A 20,861-nucleotide genomic window follows, 5' to 3' on the forward strand; every position below is an offset into this window, starting at 1 on the left:
TTTCAAGCAATAAAAAAATTACTTGGAAGCAGATGCTGAAGCTGCTGCTGGAGCGGAAGCTGCTGGAGCTGCGCCAGATGCTGCTGCTGCATCAGCTGCTGGAGCTGGTGCTGCTGCTGGAGCTTCAGCAGGAGCAGAAGCTGCTACTGGAGCTGGTGCAGCTACGGAAGCTGCTGCAGAAGCTGCTGGAGCTTCTTCTTTTTTACCGCAAGCTGCCAAAGCAACTGCCAACAGGGAAACGAGCAAGAGTGATTTTTTCATGTTTATACTTTCAATAAATAGATCAAAAAATAAGATCAGAATTTTGCGATGAATAATTACCGGTAATTATCGCTCTATAGGTTTATTCGAGGGCTTATTACCCAAATAGGCAGGTCGGCCCCTACGAAAGTTTCCTAACCCAGAATTATAATGATTTTTCCATTAATGGAATAGGGAAAGAGTCATTTTTATACGGATTTTCCGTAATATTTACCAACAAAAACAATTTTTTATTGGCAATACTCATGTATTAGTTAAATTACAGCGAGTTTTTTTAAAAAATCATGCAATTTAACTAATTTAATGAGGCTAATTTATGCAAATAGTTGTAAATATCTAGATGCAAGAAAAGTGCTTTATGAATTCAGATTCAGCCAGCCATCCTCATACCAAAGGCATAAGGCTTCCATCACATCGTCTGAGACTTGTGCGACATCAGCACCGTCCAGTTTTCTTTGATTCGCTAGTTTTAATAAGCTTACTTTATCGTCTTTACCGATCGCAAAAGACTCTCCGTTTACGAAGACATGCTTACCTTTGTAAAGCATCTGGGTTTTTAGTGACAAAGACACGCCGTTTTTTTGCGCGGCTTGGGTGAAGCGTTTCGGCGTCAATGGTTTTTCTGGTGAGTTAAAGAATACACTGGATTTTGGCGTACTCAGATACTCACCGATAAAAATGGTAATGTCTTCCTCGGTAAAGCGAATTTTTGCCAATTGTTCGGCAATCGTATCGACCATTGCCGTGCTGATTTCGGCAGGACGTAGACTTGCCTTGAGGTCTGGATCGGCATAGCGGCCAGGCAGATCAATCGAATCAGACATGAATTGCAGAAACGACTCGCCAAACTCTTGATAAGACGGCGCGCGGAAGCCAATAGAGTAAGTCATGCATTCACCGATCGCGACGCCGTCATGCGCGTATTGTGGTGGCAGGTACAGCATATCGCCAGGTTCGAGTACAAATTCTTGTTCCGGCTTGAAATTACGTAAGATCTTGAGCGGCATTCCCTCGATCAGCGATAAATCTTTTTGCGCGCCGATTTTCCAGCGTCGCTGACCGTGTGCCTGCAACAGGAATACGTCGTATGAATCGAAGTGCGGGCCAACGCCACCGCCGTCTTCTGCATAACTGATCATCAGATCATCAAGGCGGGTATCTGCGATGAAGTTGAACTGGCGCAGCAACTCATCGGCGACCGGATTGTGCAAGTTCACGCCTTGTACCAGCAGCGTCCAGTCTTTTTTTTCTTTTACCGGCAATTGCTGGAAAGGGCCGTTTTTCATTTCCCAGTGTTTGTCGAAAAAGCAGATCAGGCGTGACTCGACATCCTCCTGCGCTGCCATGTCGAACAAGGCATCCTTCTTGATTGGTGCGCTGAAGCCGGGAATTGCCTGGCGTATCAGCAGGGGTTTCTTGTGCCAATACTCGCTAAGGAACTGGTCGGCAGTGATGTTGCCCAAGAGCGGCAGTTTTGTAGATAAATTTTTCATGTCGGCATTATAGGCGTGGCGTACACAACTAGCCAGACGGGTATAATTCGTCTGCACATTATTTTTAAGGAATATCATGAAGATTGTCAAAAATACAGTTGTTACTGTTAATTATAAGCTGTCGGATGCGCAAGACAATCTGATCGAAGAAGGTCAACAGCCAATGGTGTATTTGCACGGTGGCTACGAAAATACCTTGCCTAAGATCGAAGAAGCATTAGATGGCAAAGAAGTTGGCTACAAAACGATTTTGCAAGTCGAGCCAGATGACGCGTTTGGTGAATACGACGCAGAGCTGGTGAAAGTTGAGCCACGTAATCGCCTGCCAAATCCACTGGAAGTTGGTATGCAGTTCGAAGGCATGCAGGACGGTGAAGATGAAGACGACGCTCTGATCTTTACAGTGACGGATATCACAGACGACAAAGTCGTTTTGGATGGCAATCACCCGTTGGCAGGTATGGCGTTGCGCTTTGATTTAACTGTGGTACAAGTCCGCGCTGCAAGCGACGAAGAAATCGAACATGGTCACGTGCATGGCGCACACGGCCACCGTCACGGTGAAGACGACGAAGATGATGCCGGCGATGAATATCGCAGCCATCCGATTCACTAATTAATTCGTGCATTTTGTTGATACTTTGTTAGTGACTTCAATTGCACATTGGGAGATTCGCCGAGTGATACCTTTTCAAAGGTATCTCCGTAAAAAAAGCGCATAACTTTGTTGTGCGCTTTTTTTATGTGTTATGGTTAAACGATATTTTCAATTACATCAGTGTATCAACACTGACGATTTTTAATGATTTGATATTTCAGAATTTTTGTTTTTAGCAGATCAAAAAAACTTTTTTTGATACGAAAATATCAATGATTTCTATTTGGTTTATTTGTAAAAAATATACTTATAGGGAGTATATTTTTTACGTCATACAGGACAGGCGAGTAAAGTCTACTTTTGCATCAACGTAATGGGCGTATGTTGGAATATCGCATATTGGATTAAAGAATACAAAATACGCAAGCCGATATTTTTGATTCTGAATGAATACATTTATTGTCGTTTTAAATGCATTGCATCATATTAATTCATGATTTTTGCATGGTAGGATTTAAGAAAAGTTGGTAGTACATAGCTTCAATAGGCTTTTCACATTTTGATGGTTCAAAATAGTTATTATCACCATAAAAATTGACGAGACGGTTTACGCCAAATAATCAGACTTTTTTCTGTCCGGAGCGTTAATGCTAAAAAAAATCCCAGCACGGCAACTTAAGGCGGGCATGTACCTGCAATCACTTTGTGGTTCATGGATTGATCATCCTTTTTGGCGCTCTAAATTTGTTATCAAAGATCAAAACGATATTCGTTTAATTATTGATAGCGGTATTTCAGATGTGTGGATTAACCTCGATTATGGTGATGATGTTTTGCCACATCCAGAGGATAAAGAAGTTGTTTCGCTTGCCTGTTCCGCAGAAAGCGAACAGCCAGAACAGGCTATTTCTAAGTCAAAAGTTACAGAGCGGAGCAAGCCGTCAAAATTGACGGATGAACTTCAACGCGCAGAAAAAATATGCGACCGCTCAAAGAGTGCGGTGATGTCAATGTTCCAGGAAGTTCGAATGGGTAAGGCGATTTCTATGGATATTGCTGGCGAAGTTGTGCAGGAGATATCGTTATCCGTCATGCGTAATCCCGGAGCACTGATCAGTTTGGCGCGTTTAAAAAAAGCCGATGACTACACATATATGCATTCGGTCGCAGTCTGTGCGTTGATGGTGGCTGTTTCACAGCATTTAAATCTAGATGATACCCAAACACGTGAAGCTGGTATGGCAGGCTTGTTGCACGATCTGGGCAAAGTGTTGATGCCAATCGATGTATTAAATAAACCAGGTCGGCTTACCGTTGAAGAGTTTGACATCATGAAAGGCCATCCAGAAGAAGGGCACCGACTTTTGCAAGAAAATGGTTCTGTTGGAAATATCCCTTTGGATGTATGTTTGCATCATCATGAGCGAATTGATGGCAGTGGTTATCCGCATGGCCTAAAAGGCAGTGAGATATCAATTTTTGCGAAGATGGGTGCCGTCTGTGATGTCTATGATGCTATTACGTCGAACCGGCCCTATAAGGCGGGTTGGGAGCCTATAGAGTCAATTAAAAAAATGAGTGAGTGGAGCGCGGCCCAGTACGATAAAGATGTTTTTCACGCGTTTGTAAATAGCGTTGGAATTTATCCGATCGGTTCACTTGTACGGTTGTCTTCTGGGCGTCTCGCTGTTGTGCTTGAACAATCGCCAAGCTCTTTGATTACGCCAAAAGTGAAAGTATTTTTTTCCACAAAATCCAATGTATATCTGCCTCCAGAAATTATAGACTTGTCACGTCCTGTCATGGATCGTAATGCAGAACAGATCGTCGGTCATGAAGATCCCGCAAAATGGGCTTTTAAGAATTTTGATCAGATGTGGGCAGCCTAGAGTTTGTTCAGCATGCAATCGGAAGCGAGGAATTTATCTGGAAACGGGACATGACCATTCTCGCAAAAAAATCCCACACTCTAAACGTCACTCCGATTTGAATGCCAACTTGAATACCAACGAGCTTAACCACACTTAACGGCCCTTAACAGGCCAGGGATGCGATAAGCCCTTTACCTCATGATTGGTGATGTGATTTGTAAAGCTGCTTCAACGCATACAGTGCATCCAGGGCTTCCCGTGGGCTCATGGCATCGGGATCGAGTTCACTGATCGCATTGAATAATTCACTTGGCGGTTCGGTACTACTGTCTGGTTCGAACTCGTCAGCGAGCTCTGTCGGTGCACTGGCACTGAACAGATCAAATTGTGGTGAGGCTTGCAGTGAATGCGCCTCTAGTTCCGCCAGATGTTTGCGCGCAGCCTTAATGACACCTTGCGGAATGCCAGCGAGTTGCGCGACTTGCAGACCATAACTTTGTGATGCTGGGCCAGCCTGAACGGCATGCAGGAATACGATATTTTCTTTGTGTTCAATCGCGGACAGGTGGACATTTTCTGCACTTGAATGAATGTCGGGTAACTGTGTCAATTCAAAGTAATGCGTAGCAAACAAGGTGTAGCTTTTCGAAATGAGAATCAAATGTCGTGCAATGGCCCAGGCCAATGCTAGTCCGTCGAATGTCGATGTGCCACGACCGACTTCGTCCATTAATACCAGCGAATTTTCTGTCGCGCCGTTCAGGATGGCCGCAGATTCAGTCATCTCAACCATGAAGGTGGAGCGCCCGCCTGCCAGATCATCAGCGGCGCCGATTCTGGTAAAGATGCGGTCGATAGGGCCAATCACGGCTTCGCTTGCCGGCACATAGCTCCCGACATAGGCTAGTAGGGTAATCAGTGCCACCTGACGCATAAAGGTCGATTTACCACCCATGTTCGGACCGGTGATCAAGAGTAGTTTACGTTCGCTGGAGAGCTGACAGTCGTTCGCGATAAAGCGTTCAATCTGGTTCTCAACCACGGGATGGCGTCCCTGGGTAATGTGCAGCATAGGTTCATCTACCAGCTCGGGCGCACACCAGTTATTTTTTGTCGCATGATTGGCCAGACTAACCAAAGTGTCGAGCTGCGCAATTGCATGGGCGATCGCTTGTAAAGTCGTGATGTGCGGCAGCAGATCTTGCAACAGTTTTTCATATAAGACTTTTTCTCTGACCAGGGCACGCTCCTGTGCTGACAGCGCTTTATCTTCAAAGGCTTTGAGTTCTGGCGTGATGTAGCGCTCAGCATTTTTCAGCGTCTGGCGGCGGCGATAATTGTCCGGTACTTTATCGGTCTGTCCGTTCGTGACTTCAATATAGAAGCCATGCACTTTGTTGTATTCGACACGTAAATTCGCGATGCCGGTGCGTGCGCGCTCTGAGGTTTCCAGATCGATTAAAAATTGCCCGGCGTTTTCTGACAGTGCGCGTAGCTCATCAAGTTCCGCGTCAAAGCCTGTCGCCATCACGCCGCCATCGCGCACCATTGTTGAGGGTTGCAGCATCAGGCTGCGCTCTAGCAAATCCAGACATTCTGTCGGCGTCGCCAGATCCGTCAGCACTTTGGTCAGCAGATTGGTATGGTTGTCGGCGATACACATCGAGACATACGAGCGTACCGTTGGCAGATGCTGCAGGCCATCACGCAGACCGGCCAGATCACGTGGCCGCGCCGATTGCAGTGCGATACGTGTTGTAATCCGCTCGATATCCGGAACGGACGTCAATGTGGTGGAGAGTCCCGCCGTAGAGTCGGCTTGTATCAGTGCCTTGATTGCATCATGACGTGATCGAGCAACCAATTGATCCCGGCGTGCATGATGGAGCCAGTGTCGTAGCAAACGTGAGCCCATCGCGGTGCGGCAATGATCGAGCAAGGAAAAGAGTGTTGGTGATTCTTGTCCGCGTAAAGTCTCGGTCAATTCTAGATTGCGCCGTGTCGCCGTATCGAGACCGATGAATTCATTTTCGTTTTCAACTGTCAGCGTGTTGATATGCTTCAGGCCGCGACCTTGTGTTGCTTCGGCATAGCGCAATAAAGCACCGGATGCACCAATTGCCGCGGTCAGATTTTCTGCGCCAAAGCCTGTCAGCGAAGCGGTCGCTAATTGATCTTGTAAAGATTTCTGACCTTGTTTTAAATCGAAGTGCCAATCAGGTACCTCAGAAAATTTGCCAGGCAAACTAGCTTGATACGATTCCAGTAACAAGCTGCCGGCAGACACTAAGACCTCGGCAGGCGAGATACGTTCCAGCTCTTGGTGCAGGCGCTGAGGCAAGGTTTTTTCATCGCAGCTGAATTCCATCAGCTTGAGTGCACCGCTCGCTAAAGATAACCAGGACAGTCCTGCCGTGACGGTCTTGCGCTGTTGTAAAAGGCATAGCGCTAGCAGAGGGCGTTCAGATTTTTCTGGCAGCAAATCGGTGTCGGTCAGAGTGCCTGGCGTAATCACACGCATGACCTTGCGCTCTACCGGACCTTTACTGGTTGCAGGGTCGCCAATTTGCTCACAAATCGCAGCGGATTCCCCCAGTTTTACCAGCTTTGCCAGGTAAGGTTCCAATGAATGAAATGGCACACCCGCCATTTTGATTGGTGCACCATTCGAGGTGCCGCGTTGAGTTAAGGTAATCCCCAGCAGACGCGTGACTTTTTCCGCATCCTCAAAAAACAGTTCATAAAAATCCCCCATCCTGTAAAAAACTAATGTGGTCGGATGGTCGGCTTTGATGCGTAAATATTGCTGCATCATTGGAGTGTGGCTGTTTTCTGCTGCTTTCATAAAACCTTAATTTTCTTGATTCGGTAGTTTCGGTACTGATGCGATGCTGGACTGCGCTTCATTTCAGACTGCTGCGCATTGATCTTCCCTGTGTCAATTGTAGATAGATTATCGACGTGATCAGAATTTGCGCTGTCAGTGGAAATTACTCAGATGGAGACATCTCATATCATCCATGCAGTGATGCAACCCTAGACAGTACGCGGGGTCAGAACATTATCATAGACGAATATTGCAGTCTACGGCGCAGAGATGGGAGAACGTTATCTGGAGTGCGGGTGGCTATGTGTCTGGATTGATTTCTGGTGCAAAAGCTAGATGAACTATCGCTGCACGCGCCGCTGTTTTTAAACCCGTTAATTCTTTGTGCTGAGGTCGTGAGGTCGCCAGATATAAGGTCAGGCCTTGCAGTTGCGCGACCATCAGGGCGCCGCGCAGCTCGCATTGTTCTGGCGCGAGAGTGGGCATGCGGTTGCGGATCAGATTGCGAAATACTTTGCGTGAGCGTGTCAGCATCTGATCAAGGATGCCTGCGGCGAAGGCGTGCCGGTAGGCCAACGCCCATAATTCCGACAGCATGCCACTCGATTCCGGTGTACTGATGTCATCCAGAAAATAATCAATTAAGGCTTCAAACTGATGTTGATCAAGATTGCTTGACTGACTGCCTGAGGGGGCGAGCAGATCAACTGCGGCCTGATAGTCTTGCAGTGTCTGCGATAGCAGCGCTTCGATTAAGTTATCTTTGCTGGGATAGTAATGCTGCACCGTCGACAGGTTGACGCCAACTTTGGTGGCGACGGCACGCATCGACAGACCCGCATACCCGTCATTCGCAAAAATCGTCCGTGTCGCCTCCAGAATCGCCCGGGCACGTTCGTAACCCTTACCTGTGGTTTCTGATTCCTTGTTGCGTAGCGGGCTGGTGCGGCTGGAGCTCATCCGTTTTTTTGGAGGGGATTATGGTGGTTTAGTCAGGTAAGTCACCGGATTATGGCATTCATTGACAAATGGGTCAATTGACCTATAGACTCGATTCACGTAGCCGATCACCAAAATAAAAACTAATTCCGGGGGCAAAACATGATTCCACGTACGCTTTTTGGCGACGATCACCAATTATTTCGCGATACCGTCCGGCGCTTTATGGAGACCGAGGTCGCGCCGCATCACGCACGCTGGGATGAGCAGGGTTTTGTCGACCGGGATCTGTGGCGTAAAGCAGGTGCTGCCGGATTGCTGTGTCCCAGCATGCCTGAGCAATATGGTGGCTCTGGCGTCGATATTCTGTTCAGCGTGATTTTGATGGAAGAGCAATTCAGGATAGGCGCCTTGGGTCCGGGCTTTGGTTTGCACTCGGAGATTGTTGCGCCTTATCTGTTGCATCACGGGAGTGAGTATCTGAAGTCGACGTATCTGCCGAGGCTCGCAACTGGCGAAATGATCGGTGCGATTGCGATGACTGAGCCGGGTGCTGGTTCGGATCTGCAAGGAATTAAAACGAGTGCGCTGCGAGAAGGAGAGCACTATATTTTGAACGGGTCAAAAACTTTCATCACAAATGGCTGGCATTGCGATCTGGTGATCGTCGTTGCCAGGACCGATCCTGACGCAGGCTCCAGAGGTATCAGTTTGTTTGTAGTTGATACGTCAATGCCTGGTTTTACTAAAGGCAAGCGAATGCACAAAATGGGTATGAGCGCACAAGATACCTCTGAACTGTTTTTCGATCAGGTTCGTGTGCCTGCGCAGAATCTGTTGGGCGAGGAGGGACGTGGCTTCGCTTATCTGATGCAGGAGCTTCCCTGGGAGCGTTTACAAATCGCCTTGACCGGTGTCGCTGCTGCTCAGGCGGCTCTGGAGTGGACCATCCAGTACACTCGCGACCGTAAAGCGTTTGGCAAATCCGTGATCGACTTCCAGACGGTGTCGCATAAGCTGGCGGAAATGAAAACCGAAATCGCCGTAGGGCAGGTATTCATCGATCGCTGCATAGAGTTAAAACTCGCGAACCGGCTCGATGCTGAGACGGCGTCTATGGCGAAATACTGGGCAACGGAAATGCAATTCAACGTCATGGACCAATGTGTCCAGCTGCATGGCGGCTATGGTTATATGCATGAATATCCCATTGCGCGGGCTTGGGCAGATGCACGGGTGCAGCGGATCTATGGCGGGACTAATGAGATCATGAAAGAGCTGATCAGCCGCACGCTTTGATAGGACAGTATATGGATGCGTTTATTTATGATGCCTTGCGGACGTCGCGTGGTAAAGGGAAAAAAGATGGTGCTTTGCATGGTGTTACGCCGCTCGAATTGGCTGCAACACCCTTACGCGCTTTACGTGAGCGTCACCATCTGGATACCGGATTGATTGACGATGTGGTGCTCGGTTGTGTCACGCCGGTAGGGGAGCAAGGAGCATGTATTGCCCGTCTGGCCGTTCTCGCGGCGGATTATCACGAGAGCGTATCGGGTGTGCAGATCAATCGCTTTTGTGCCTCTGGCCTGGAGGCGGTGAACATGGCGGCGGCGCAGGTAATGTCAGGCCAGAGCGCATTGTCTGTCGGTGGTGGCGTCGAGGCGATGTCACGTGTCGCTATGGGTAGTGATGGCGGCGCCTGGCCAGTTGATCCGCAAGCAGCGATAAAAAATTATTTTGTACCGCAAGGTATTTCTGCGGACGCGATTGCAACGCAATCAGGGTACTCGCGTAAGGATGTGGATGCTTACGCGGTCGACAGCCACCGCCGTGCTGCGATTGCAGCGCAAGCGGGTTGGTTTGGCCGGTCGATTGTGCCGGTGATGGATATCAATGGTCTGATCATGTTAGATAAAGATGAAACGATACGTCCGCAAACCACGCTGGAGTCGCTGGCCGCTTTACGTCCATCATTTGCTGATATGGGGGAGCGATGGGGTTTTGATGCGGTGATAGGTCAGCGTTATCCCGATCTGGGTGAAGTGCAGCATGTGCATCATGCCGGCAACAGTTCTGGCATTGTCGATGGCGCAGCGGTCGTGTTGATCGGCAATCGTGCTATCGCGGAACTTACTGGCATGATACCAAGAGCGCGTATCCGCTCGTTCGCCACCATAGGGTCTGAACCGTCGATCATGCTGACAGGCCCGAGCTATGCCGCAGAAAAAGCACTGAAACGCGCAGGCATGAGCGCAAAGGATATTGATTTGTTTGAACTCAATGAAGCTTTCTCTGCGGTTGTTTTGCGCTTCATGGAAGTCATGTCTGTACCGCACGATAAGATGAATGTGAATGGTGGTGCGATTGCGATGGGACATCCGCTAGGCGCAACCGGGGCGATGATACTGGGCTCCTTGCTGGATGAACTGGAAAGACGTGATCTGTCGACCGGGCTAGCCACCTTATGTGTCGGCGCCGGGATGGGAATTGCTACGATTATTGAGCGGGTGTAAGAAGATGACCATGATATTGAGTCTCGATGCGCAAGGTATCGCCACTATGAATTTCGATCAGACCTTTCGACCTCAGATAGATGATCTGCTTCTGGTTTTAGACGAAGCGATCAATGACGATGATGTGAAAGGGCTTTTGCTGGTAGCGTCTGATAGTAATTTTATTGCAGATGAAAAAAATATAGATGAAGACAACGTAGCCAAACTATTTGCAAGAATGCTTGAGCGTCACCGTGTGTTGCGCCGGTTAGAGACTTGCGGTAAACCGGTTGCCATTGCCTTGTCCGGCGGCGCTGTTGGTGTATCTCTGGAGCTGGCCATGGTTACGCATTATCGCGTTGCTTCTGACGTGGTAGCGGCTCAGTTTGGTATCAGCCCAAATTCTCCGGGGCGTATGCCGGGATCTGGCGGGACGCAACGTTTGCCTCGTCTGATCGGCATACAAAATGCCTTCTCCATGCTTCTCGACAATAAAAAAATAAGCGTAGCAGAAGCCCTGGCGCAACAGCTCGTACATGCACTGGCACCAGCAGGCAGTGAGTCGAATGAGGCGCGGCTATGGCTGCTTAGCAAGCTAGTCCAGGCAAGCGTGGTACAACAAAGCTGGGATGTAAAAGGATATAAAGTACCGGGTGGTGCCGTGTCCAGTCCGGCGATACAGCAATTATTGATGATCACTAACGCGATGCTGCGGGCAAGAAGTCATGCACACAATCATGTGTTGGATAAAGCCTCCGTCAATACCTTGTCGAGTGTATATGAGGGATTGATGACCGATATCGACACAGGTTTAAAAACAGAAGCACGCTACTTTGTGAACGCGATAACGTGAATTCATTAGAGTTTTGAAGAGATAACAATTGTCTGAAAAATTATCTGAGAAATTATCTGAGATTTTTATAAAGGGATAAGGATGGCAGTTCTTTCTGGTGTGCGGGTGATCGAGATTGCGGGCATTGGCCCCGCCCCTTTTTGCGGCATGTTGCTGGCAGATATGGGCGCCGAAGTCATTCTCGTTGAGCGCAAGGCGAGTAAACCTGGTGATCCGCTGGATCTCGCTGAGAATGCCATCGTAAACCGCGGCAAGCGCTCGCTGGCACTGGATCTGAAAGATCCGCAGGCGCTCAAGGCGTTACTGCACCTGATTACCAGTGCTGACGCTTTAATAGAGGGCATGCGCCCCGGCGTCATGGAGCGTCTGGGTCTTGGTCCGGAGGCCTGCCATGCTATCAATCCTAAACTCGTATATGGCCGGATGACAGGCTGGGGACAAGATGGGCCGCTGGCACAAGCAGCGGGACATGACCTCAACTACATCGCCTTATCCGGTGCTCTCTGGTACGCCGGTGCTGCTGGAACTCCCCCCTTAGCACCACCTACTTTGGTCGGAGACATCGGCGGAGGCGCTTTGTATCTAGCGATGGGCGTATTGGCAGGTTTATTAAGCGCACGCGCCACAGGGCGCGGTCAGGTTGTGGATGCGGCGATTGTCGATGGTAGTGCCAACATGATGAATCTGCTGTTGTCGTTGCATGCTGCGGGACATCAGCCATATGAGCGTGGTCAGGGTTTGCTGGACGGATCGCACTGGTATGGCAGTTACAGATGTGCTGATGGCGGATGGATTACGATCGGCGCACTGGAGCCACCGTTTTATCAGATACTGATGAGTCGACTTGGACTGGGTGAGGCGCCTGAGTTTAAAAATCCTTATGACCGGCAACAATGGCCGTCGTTGCGTGCTCGTTTAACGACGATCTTTGTGAGTCAGCCGCGGCAATATTGGGTCGACTTGCTGGAGGGTAGTGACGCTTGTTTTGCACCCGTACTAACACCGGCGGAGGCGATGACTCATCCCCATATCGCGGCACGAGGTATCTATGCGCGGCATGAGGGGATACTTCAGGCGGCTCCCGCGCCCCGGTTTTCTGATTCGGCAAATGCCATTCCCGGTAAGGTGGCAAAGCGCGGAGCGGATAGCGCGGTACTGTTGCGTGAAGCGGGATTGAGTGCGGAAGAGATTGCACAATTATTGAAATGAATCCGCGTGGTGGATGACATGTCTGAGAAAGTAAAACTCATGAATGAATTTGACTCCTATGGTGCCGTGACGCATGAGGTGAGCAATCAGCCGCAAGATCTGCTTGATTACAATTTATTCACGACAGATATTGCGTTGCAAGAAGCAGTGACGCGTGAAGGCGCAGCGTGGGCAACGGATGAGCTCGATCGTTTTGGCGCTGAATCCGGTCGTGCCGATTATCTGGCACTAGGGCAGCTTGCGAATAAATATATCCCTGAGTTTGATACGCATGATCATCACGGTCATCGGGTAGATGTTGTGCGCTTTCACCCTGCGTATCACCAGCTAATGCAAAAAGCTATTAGCGAGGGCTTGCATGCCTCTCCCTGGTTGCATCCGCAAGCAGGTGCACATGTTGCCCGCGCCGCCCGTTTTTACATGCAATCACAAGTCGAGGCCGGGCATGGTTGTCCTGTCACGATGACGTTCGCAGCAATCCCTTGCTTGCAAGCGCAGCCTGATCTGGCAGCGCAATGGCTGCCAAAAATTATGTCGCTGGAATACGATCCGCGCAATATTCCGGCTGCGCAAAAGAAGGGCTTGACGATCGGTATGGCAATGACCGAGAAGCAGGGCGGCTCTGATGTGCGGGCGAATACGACGCGCGCTATTCTGGTTGCTGCTAGCTCCTATGCTGATGGTGGACAAACCTATGAATTGACGGGACATAAATATTTTGTGTCAGCGCCGATGAGCGATGCGTTTCTTGTGCTGGCGCAAGCGCCCGGAGGTTTGTCGTGTTTTCTGTTGCCGCGCTGGCGACCTGACGGCAGCAAAAACCCATTGCAGATCCAGCGCTTGAAAAAGAAGATGGGTAATGTCTCGAACGCATCGAGTGAAACGGAATTGCGGGGTGCGCTGGCCTGGATGGTTGGCAAGGAGGGGCGGGGTGTCGCTACGATTATCGAAATGGTGGCGATGACGCGCTTCGATTGCATGATTGGGTCTTCTGCTGGCATGCGCGCCGCGCTGAATCAGGCTTTGCATCATTGCCGTCAGCGTAAAACTTTCGGTACTTTATTGACCGAGCAGCCATTGATGCAAAACGTACTTGCCGATCTGGCGCTGGAGTCAGAAGCGGCGCTAGCATTGACTATGCGGATGGCTCGCGCAATCGATAATCGATACCAGCGAACTCAGCCCTCAGAAGATTTGCTGCTGCGCCTGGGAACGGCAATTGGTAAATACTGGATTTGTAAACGCACGCCTCAACATGCTTATGAAGCCATGGAATGTATCGGCGGCAGCGGCGTGATGGAAGAGACGGTCATGCCGCGACTGTATCGTGAAGCGCCGGTCAACGCGATCTGGGAAGGCAGCGGGAACGTGCAGTGTCTCGATGTTTTGCGTGCGATCAGCAAAACGCCGGAGGTATTACCCGTATTTTTTGCCGAATTGGATAAAGCGAAAATGCAGCACATCGTTTTTGACCGGTATGTGGAACAGCTTAAAACGGCATTACGTGATACCACTGATCTTGAGTACCGTGCGCGTGACCTGGTCGACAGGATGGCGCTCGCTCTGCAGGCAGCACAGCTGTTAATGTCAGCACCTGTCTTTGTGTCAGATGCGTTTTGTCGTTCAAGATTGGATAGTCAGGGGCATCATCAATACGGCGCGTTGCCGCGCCATATTGGTGTGAAGAGCATTATTGAGAGAGCGATGCCTGGATGAGGTCTAAATCGTGCCCGGACGTTCTCAGGTGATAACGGAGTACATCTTATTAATCGCTAAGAGATAGATTCTTTGGATGCTTTGGATTAATTGGGCCAGACATCATTCTCTCTGAACATACGTCAGAATGGCTTATGCGCCGCCACGACCGCCTGAGCGACGTGGTGTGGATTGCTTGACAACCGGGCGTGATGGGTGACGTGCATCACCGCTACGTTGAGCGGGTTTGCCTGCTGCACCTGCGCTACTGCTATTACCGCCACCACCGCTACGTGCAGGAGAGTTTTGACGTGGACGGTTGCCACCACCATTACCGCCGCCGTTACCACGTGGTTGCCCCTGAAAGCTACGTAACTGGATCGGCTGTGCTTTGGCATGCGGATCAGGAATGAAGCCGTCAATAATTTCTTGCGGCAATTGACGCTTGATTAGTTTTTCGATGTCGGCCAGAAGTTTGAATTCATCTACGCAAACCAGCGAGATGGCTTCACCAGTTGCGCCAGCACGGCCGGTACGGCCGATACGATGCACATAGTCTTCCGGCACGTTCGGCAAATCATAATTGACAACGTGTGGCAGTTGATCAATGTCGATGCCGCGTGCAGCGATATCGGTTGCGACCAAGACAGTCAGGCTGCCATCTTTAAATTCGCTCAGGGCTTTGGTGCGTGCGGACTGGCTCTTGTTGCCATGAATCGCCATGCCATTGATGCCATCTTTAGCGAGTTGCTCTACCAGCTTGTTGGCACCATGTTTGGTACGCGTAAAGACCAGTACCTGATTCCATTGATGCGTTTTGATCAGGTGGGCGAGCAGGGGATGTTTTTTATCACGGTCGACTGGATGAACTTTTTGCGCAATCACTTCTACCGTTGAATTGCGGCGCGCCACTTCGATCATCGCCGGATTATTCAACAGGCGATCAGCGAGTGTTTTGATCTCATCAGAAAAAGTTGCCGAGAACAGCAGGTTTTGACGTTTTGGCGGCAAAATCGCGAGAACTTTTTTGATGTCGTGAATGAAGCCCATGTCCAGCATGCGGTCGGCTTCGTCTAGCACCAGGATTTCAATATTGCGTAAATCGATCGTGCCTTGCTGATGATGATCAAGCAAACGACCCGGTGTCGCGACCAGAATATCAACCCCGTTTTTGAGCAGCTTGATTTGTGGGTTAATGCCGACGCCGCCGAAAATGACGCCTGAATTCAGATTCGTATATTTGCCGTAAGTACTGACACTTTCTTCGACCTGCGCAGCCAGTTCACGTGTCGGCGTCAGCACCAGTGTGCGAATAGGACGTCGGTCGGTTTTGTTTTTTGGTGTCGTCGCTGAGGTCGATAAGCGTTGCAAAATCGGCAGCGTGAACCCCGCTGTTTTGCCAGTGCCTGTCTGCGCACCAGCGAGCAAGTCGCCACCGCTAATGACAGCAGGAATCGCTTGCTTTTGAATCGGGGTAGGGGTGGTATAACCTTGCTCGGTCACAGCACGAACAATATTCTCGGACAAACCGAGTTCTGAAAATGACATAATTTATTTCTACTTAACTTCTACTTGATGACCATGCAGCGCAGATTTTTCTGTAGTGCATGTTAAATACTCGGGTAGAGTATTATTTAAAGGCCTAATAAAACACTGTCGAATCAGAGGTATTTTTAACTATACTCCCCCATTCAACTTGCATTCTTTGGGCGGGCGATACGGTACGGTATAAACACGACACACCGATGCGTTGATGCGGTCGCTTGTATGGAGTTTATTAGAGCTCCCTGGTCCTTCTTGGTTCTTTTGCAATCAAGATGGACTGATTGCAGATTTATTTGCCGGCAAAGGCTTGTAGCGCACCGACCATTTGGACAAATACTTTTGGTGTGCCAGCCAGAACGTCACCTTTGTGCAGGTAGTTGCCATCGCCGGAAAAATTACCGACGATACCGCCAGCCTCGGTGATCAGTAATGAACCTGCTGCGATATCCCAAGGTGCCAGACCTTTTTCAAAGAAGCCGTCGAGGCGACCCATTGCGACATAGGCGAGATCCAGAGCGGCAGCACCCGGTCTTCTCAAGCCCTGACATTTGGTCGTCATGATTTTGAACATTTCCATGTATTCATCCAGACCGGATAAGTCGCGTGCAGGGAAGCCCGTGCCGATCAGTGCATCAGCGATTTTGTCGCAACGGGTAACGCGGATACGTTTGTCGTTCAGGAAAGCACCAGCGCCTTTGCTGGCGGTGAACATTTCATTACGGGTAGGATCGTAGACTACGGCTTGCGTAATCACGCCACGCTGTTGTAGCGCGATGGATACGCAGTATTGTGGGAAACCGTGGATAAAATTAGTCGTGCCGTCAAGTGGATCGATGATCCAGACATTGTCGTTGTCGTCGTGAAGATTGGCGGAAGCCCCTGACTCTTCTGCCAGAATCGCGTGATCTGGATAGGCAGTTGTCAGCACCTCAATGATCGCTGCTTCGGCAGCGCGGTCGACTTCAGTCACAAAATCATTGTATTGTTTTTCCGTGACCTGGACCCGGTCGAGGTCAAAAGATGCGCGGTTAATGATAGTCGCGCCACGACGAGCGGCCTTGATAGCCGTATTGAGCATTGGGTGCATAAGGGTTTCCGTTAAAATGGCGGCATTATCGGTGCAAACATCGAACCCGATATCTGCAAAAAAGATGCCACACAAAAATGAATTAAAGAGCGTCGCGTCACATCGCGGCACGATTAACATGCCTTGGATAAACGCGTAATTGCGCTATTTTAAATGAACTTGACCCAAACTGACACATCTCTTTTCAAACGCCTGCGCTTCGTTTTGGTAGAAACTAGTCATCCTGGCAATATTGGTGCCGTTGCCAGAGCGATGAAAACGATGGGGTTCTCCGAGCTGATACTGGTGAATCCTCGCTTTCCTGATGCACTAAGTAATCCTGATGCGATCGCTTTTGCCAGCGGGGCACTGGATGTGCTTGAGTCGGCCAGAATTGTCGATTCTGTTGATGCCGCCCTTGATGGCTGCCAATTAGTCGCGGCAGTCAGTGCAAGATTGCGGGAATATTCGCCGCCGGTCTGCACGCCACGCGAGCTTGCGCTCCGTGCGGCGCAAACTGGTGGTTCGTCCAGCAATGCGCCCATCGCTCTGGTCTTTGGCAACGAGCGATTTGGCCTACCGAATGACATCGTCGTCAACTGTAATACCTTGATCAATATTCCGGCGAATCCTGATTACTCTTCGCTTAATCTGGCGCAGGCGGTGCAACTGCTGGCTTATGAATGTCGCCTGGGAGTGCTTGGCGATAAATTGCCTGTAAGCGATATCGGTTTTCAGGGCGAGGCGGCATCTGCCAACGATATTGATGGCATGTATGCGCATCTGGAGCAGGCGTTGATCGCGATTGATTTCCTTGATCCTGCCAGTCCCAAAAAGCTGATGCCGAGATTGAAACGGATGTTTTCACGAGCTCAACTAGAAACTGAAGAAGTGAATATACTGCGCGGAATTGCAAAGAAAATTTTGCAGTTCAACAATCTGAAGTAGTGCCTGTTTTAATCTGACTTGAGATAAAAAATCAGGAGCATTCAGGGACGGGTTGTCCCAAGTTGGCACAATATAATTTCTTACTGGAAATGAATTGTTGTGGCAAATGATAAATAAGTTGAAATCCTTGTACTTCATCGCCTTTTTTACAGGCAATTGCTTTTGCCTTTGTTATAAAGCAAGTAAGATTGGTAGTATTAGTTTAGTCAATTAGGTATCTTTTTTTGCGGTTTGCGAAAATTATTCTTGCTAAGTGTTTTTTGAGGAACTGATTATTTTTTATCGCACCCGTCGATTCGTTGTCACTCTGCTTTTTATCGCAGCTCAGTTGTTGATTGCTGCGATGCCCGTGTACGCCTTAGGGCTCGGTGAAATTCGTCTGCAGTCAGGATTAGGTCAGCCCCTGAAGTCGTCCATTGGCTTATTAGGTAATGACGCAAGTGATGTGAGTCAGATTTGCATTAAGGCGAAGGTTGAAACCTCTGAGGGCAGTTTTTTGGCAACAGGTAATGTTGTTCTGGTTCAGTCAGGTAGTGCGAAGACGATTTACATCACAACCCGTCAAGGTTTGTCTGAGCCTGCGGTCAAAGTTACGATTGATATCGCTTGCGAAGTGCAATTGCATCGCGAATACATGCTCTTGTTAGACCCGCCGCAATTTAATCCAAATGAGAAGGCTATTTCTTTGCCGCTCATACAAGGCACTCAAAGTTCATCAGTAATTCAACCCCCGTCATTACTCCAAGCGTCTTCTGCATCTGCTCAGAACGAGCCAGTGCTCACCCGGGTAAAAAAAAGTTCTAAAAAAGTGAAAGCTTCTGCAATCGGTTCAGAATTGGCAGGAGAAACAGCATTTTCAGAAAAAGCCAATACGCCAAAATCCCCGGATAAGCCAAACAGCCATAACAAAAATTCCAAAGAACATAAAGATGTCTTAAAGCTCTCTGATGAGACGATGGTCTTGCCTCAAGGCTTGCGCATGAGTGACAGCCTGACGATGGGAGCCGAGGCGCAGAGCGCAAGTAATATGGCAGAACTTCGCGCAGCACAGGCACATCTGGCAGCGTTGTTGCGTGGTGATAGCGACCAGTCTGCAACACAATCAACCCAATTAAAAGCCGACCAGCAAAAACTATCCAGCCTGCAAATGGAAGCGGCGCAACTCAAAAAACAAAGCCAGATTGACAGGGCTGCGTTGGATGAAGTTAAGGAAAATAGTTTTTCCCGCAATTGGGTGATTGGTTTGTCCGCCTTCATTTTGACGGGATTGCTGGTCATTGTGATGTTGCTGATTTATATCAATCGCATGCACAAACGTACCGAGAGTTCCTGGTGGGCACAACATGCTGAAAAACCTGTTGAAAGAAAAAACATAGAAGATATCGTCAACAACATACAGGCATCGTATGAGCCAACGACGACCAGCGGACGCTTTCAGTCGTTTGAAGATAGTCAGCCTATGTCGTTTAGCGGGGGCGATACGATGTCAAAAGCAGCCTCTCCCGATATAGATGCGATGGACGCAGATTCGCCGGCAAGAGGAGGCCGGGAGCGCACCCCGACGCTGGAAGAAAGTAATAGCAGCACCTTTAATTTTTTCTCCACTAGAGGTAGCTCCGTCAAGGTTGAGGAGATATCTGACGTCACTCAGGAAGCTGAATTCTGGATGTCGGTCAATGACCCTCAGCGTGCGATTGAGATTCTGGAGCCGCAAAGTCTGGTCGAACATCCGGATTCGCCCGTGCCCTGGTTGTATTTACTGGATCTGTATCACGCGACCGACAATCGTGTGAAATACGACGCCCTACGCGATCGTTTCATCTTGTTTTTCAATGCCAATATTCCTGAGTTTGATGTGGATCACGCTACAATTGTGAGTCGTCACCTGGAAGAATTTCCGCATTTGATCGAGCGTATTTGTAGTATGTGGAATGGCGGTAATATCGTGCCTTTCCTGCAAAGCTTATTAGTCGATGACCGTGACGGTACTCGGATGGGATTTGATTTGCCGGTGTATCGCGATATTTTATTGTTGATTGCCATCGCAAATGAGCTCGAACGCAATGCCAGCGCAGGTCCTGCGGGCAGTGGTTGGGTAAATGCTCCGGATGTCGTCAGTCATATTGAGCCTGGCGTCGATGAGTCCATTATCCAGTCAGATCCACATAGCATTGATTTTGAAGCGATTGATTTTCATAAAAAAACCTGAGCTGTGCGCTAAGGTTTGTAATTCACAATAATGTGTACTCGTCAGATAATGAGTCTGACGCACAAAATAACAAAACCGGAGACAAACGATGCTTAAATTATGTGGCTTTGCCGTCAGTAATTACCACAACAAAGTAAAACTGGCATTGCTGGAAAAACAGATCCCATTTGAAGAAGTTCTGGTATGGGCTGATCGTTCCCCCGATCTGTTAGCCAGATCTCCGCTAGGTAAAGTCCCTTTTATCGAAACTGAACAAGGTGCTTTGTGTGAATCTCAGGCGATTATTGATTATCTGGAAAGCGCTTATCCTGCGCATTCTTTGTTGCCTGCCGATCCTTTTGCCGCGGCAAAAGTACGGGAACTGATTGTGTTTCTCGAATTGCATCTGGAGCTGGTGGCACGAGAGCTGTATGCAGAGGCTTTTTTTGGTGGCAAAGTCAGCGACGAAGTAAAGATGCGGGTCGAGAAGCAACTCACGAGAAATATTAAAGCGCTGACACCGATGCTTAAATTTGCCCCGTTCGTTGCAGGTAGCGAATTTACGATGGCTGACTGCGTCGCGGTAGTACATTTTCCTTTGGTATCAATGGCGATGAAGGCGATTTATGATCGTGATTTTTTGGCGGATTTGCCTGCACGTGATTACGTGAAAATGATGTCAGAGCGCCCAGCGATGCAGCAGATCAACGCGGATCGCAAGGCGAATCAACTATTGCTTGCAGAACGCTCAAAAAAATAACTGTGGTACAGCATGCGGTTATGAGGAATACAAAACGGCGTCCTTCATCATCAGGACGCCGTTTTTATGTAATTGCTTAAGCACGGCACCTTAAGTCATGCTGAGCTACTGTG

Annotated in this window: 16 protein-coding genes; 10 read left to right on the forward strand and 6 right to left on the reverse strand. The window is 49.1% G+C overall.

Annotation, left to right across the window (positions count from 1 at the left end):
- Positions 1-18: 18 nt before the first annotated feature.
- Both ACO0LE_RS08920 and ACO0LE_RS08925 read right to left on the reverse strand, forming a co-directional pair.
- Entirely contained in the window at positions 19-261 is a 243-nt protein-coding gene (locus ACO0LE_RS08920; protein ID WP_422960043.1) for a hypothetical protein, read from the reverse strand.
- A gap of 356 nt (positions 262-617) precedes the next feature.
- Positions 618-1,754 (reverse strand): cupin domain-containing protein, encoded by a 1,137-nt coding sequence (locus ACO0LE_RS08925; RefSeq protein ID WP_422960065.1) that lies wholly within the window; start codon positions 1,752-1,754, stop codon positions 618-620.
- Positions 1,755-1,830: 76 nt separating this feature from the next.
- Here ACO0LE_RS08925 and ACO0LE_RS08930 point away from each other — a divergent pair, with 76 nt between their 5' ends.
- Together ACO0LE_RS08930 and ACO0LE_RS08935 are read left to right on the forward strand one after the other, a co-directional pair.
- Positions 1,831-2,370 (forward strand): FKBP-type peptidyl-prolyl cis-trans isomerase, encoded by a 540-nt coding sequence (locus ACO0LE_RS08930; protein WP_422960044.1) that lies wholly within the window; start codon positions 1,831-1,833, stop codon positions 2,368-2,370.
- Between the two features lie 629 nt (positions 2,371-2,999).
- On the forward strand, positions 3,000-4,241 hold the full coding sequence (locus ACO0LE_RS08935) for an HD-GYP domain-containing protein (RefSeq protein ID WP_422960045.1): 1,242 nt from the start codon (positions 3,000-3,002) through the stop codon (positions 4,239-4,241).
- A gap of 178 nt (positions 4,242-4,419) precedes the next feature.
- On the opposite strand, the gene mutS is transcribed toward ACO0LE_RS08935, so the two are convergent.
- Positions 4,420-7,068 carry a DNA mismatch repair protein MutS gene (mutS, locus tag ACO0LE_RS08940; RefSeq protein ID WP_422960046.1) on the reverse strand — a complete coding sequence of 883 codons (2,649 nt, stop codon included), beginning with the start codon at positions 7,066-7,068 and terminating at the stop codon, positions 4,420-4,422.
- 282 nt (positions 7,069-7,350) lie between these two features.
- Positions 7,351-8,010, reverse strand: a complete 660-nt coding sequence (locus tag ACO0LE_RS08945) for a TetR/AcrR family transcriptional regulator (RefSeq protein ID WP_422960047.1) — start codon at positions 8,008-8,010, stop codon at positions 7,351-7,353.
- Between the two features lie 141 nt (positions 8,011-8,151).
- On the opposite strand from ACO0LE_RS08945, the gene ACO0LE_RS08950 reads away from it, so the two are divergent.
- The 5 genes from ACO0LE_RS08950 (at position 8,152) to ACO0LE_RS08970 (ending at position 14,262) form a co-directional block, all read left to right on the forward strand.
- The gene (locus ACO0LE_RS08950; protein WP_422960048.1) at positions 8,152-9,288 is read left to right on the forward strand and encodes an acyl-CoA dehydrogenase family protein; all 1,137 of its coding nucleotides are present in this window, start codon (positions 8,152-8,154) and stop codon (positions 9,286-9,288) included.
- An 11-nt stretch (positions 9,289-9,299) separates the two neighbouring features.
- A complete protein-coding gene (locus ACO0LE_RS08955; protein ID WP_422960049.1) occupies positions 9,300-10,505 on the forward strand; it encodes an acetyl-CoA C-acetyltransferase in 1,206 nt (401 codons plus the stop codon).
- A 10-nt stretch (positions 10,506-10,515) separates the two neighbouring features.
- Positions 10,516-11,337, forward strand: a complete 822-nt coding sequence (locus ACO0LE_RS08960) for an enoyl-CoA hydratase/isomerase family protein (protein WP_422960050.1) — start codon at positions 10,516-10,518, stop codon at positions 11,335-11,337.
- Between the two features lie 81 nt (positions 11,338-11,418).
- Positions 11,419-12,546, forward strand: a complete 1,128-nt coding sequence (locus ACO0LE_RS08965) for a CaiB/BaiF CoA transferase family protein (protein ID WP_422960051.1) — start codon at positions 11,419-11,421, stop codon at positions 12,544-12,546.
- Between the two features lie 18 nt (positions 12,547-12,564).
- Entirely contained in the window at positions 12,565-14,262 is a 1,698-nt protein-coding gene (locus tag ACO0LE_RS08970; protein WP_422960052.1) for an isovaleryl-CoA dehydrogenase, read from the forward strand.
- A gap of 132 nt (positions 14,263-14,394) precedes the next feature.
- Here ACO0LE_RS08970 and ACO0LE_RS08975 read toward each other — a convergent pair whose 3' ends face one another.
- Complete coding sequence (locus ACO0LE_RS08975; protein ID WP_422960053.1) at positions 14,395-15,789, reverse strand: DEAD/DEAH box helicase; 1,395 nt, start codon at positions 15,787-15,789, stop codon at positions 14,395-14,397.
- A gap of 286 nt (positions 15,790-16,075) precedes the next feature.
- Positions 16,076-16,864: an inositol monophosphatase family protein gene (locus tag ACO0LE_RS08980; RefSeq protein WP_422960066.1), complete on the reverse strand. Its 789-nt coding sequence runs from the start codon at positions 16,862-16,864 to the stop codon at positions 16,076-16,078.
- 162 nt (positions 16,865-17,026) lie between these two features.
- On the opposite strand from ACO0LE_RS08980, the gene ACO0LE_RS08985 reads away from it, so the two are divergent.
- From ACO0LE_RS08985 to ACO0LE_RS08995, 3 genes are all read left to right on the forward strand, one after another.
- Positions 17,027-17,800 (forward strand): RNA methyltransferase, encoded by a 774-nt coding sequence (locus tag ACO0LE_RS08985; RefSeq protein ID WP_422960054.1) that lies wholly within the window; start codon positions 17,027-17,029, stop codon positions 17,798-17,800.
- A gap of 253 nt (positions 17,801-18,053) precedes the next feature.
- Complete coding sequence (locus ACO0LE_RS08990; protein WP_422960055.1) at positions 18,054-20,009, forward strand: type IV pilus assembly protein FimV; 1,956 nt, start codon at positions 18,054-18,056, stop codon at positions 20,007-20,009.
- Positions 20,010-20,097: 88 nt separating this feature from the next.
- Positions 20,098-20,748 carry a glutathione S-transferase family protein gene (locus tag ACO0LE_RS08995; protein ID WP_422960056.1) on the forward strand — a complete coding sequence of 217 codons (651 nt, stop codon included), beginning with the start codon at positions 20,098-20,100 and terminating at the stop codon, positions 20,746-20,748.
- The last annotated feature ends 113 nt before the right edge of the window (positions 20,749-20,861 follow it).

Origin of the sequence: Undibacterium sp. Xuan67W (assembly GCF_049340165.1) — a bacterium.
In the GTDB taxonomy this organism is placed as follows: domain Bacteria; phylum Pseudomonadota; class Gammaproteobacteria; order Burkholderiales; family Burkholderiaceae_D; genus Undibacterium.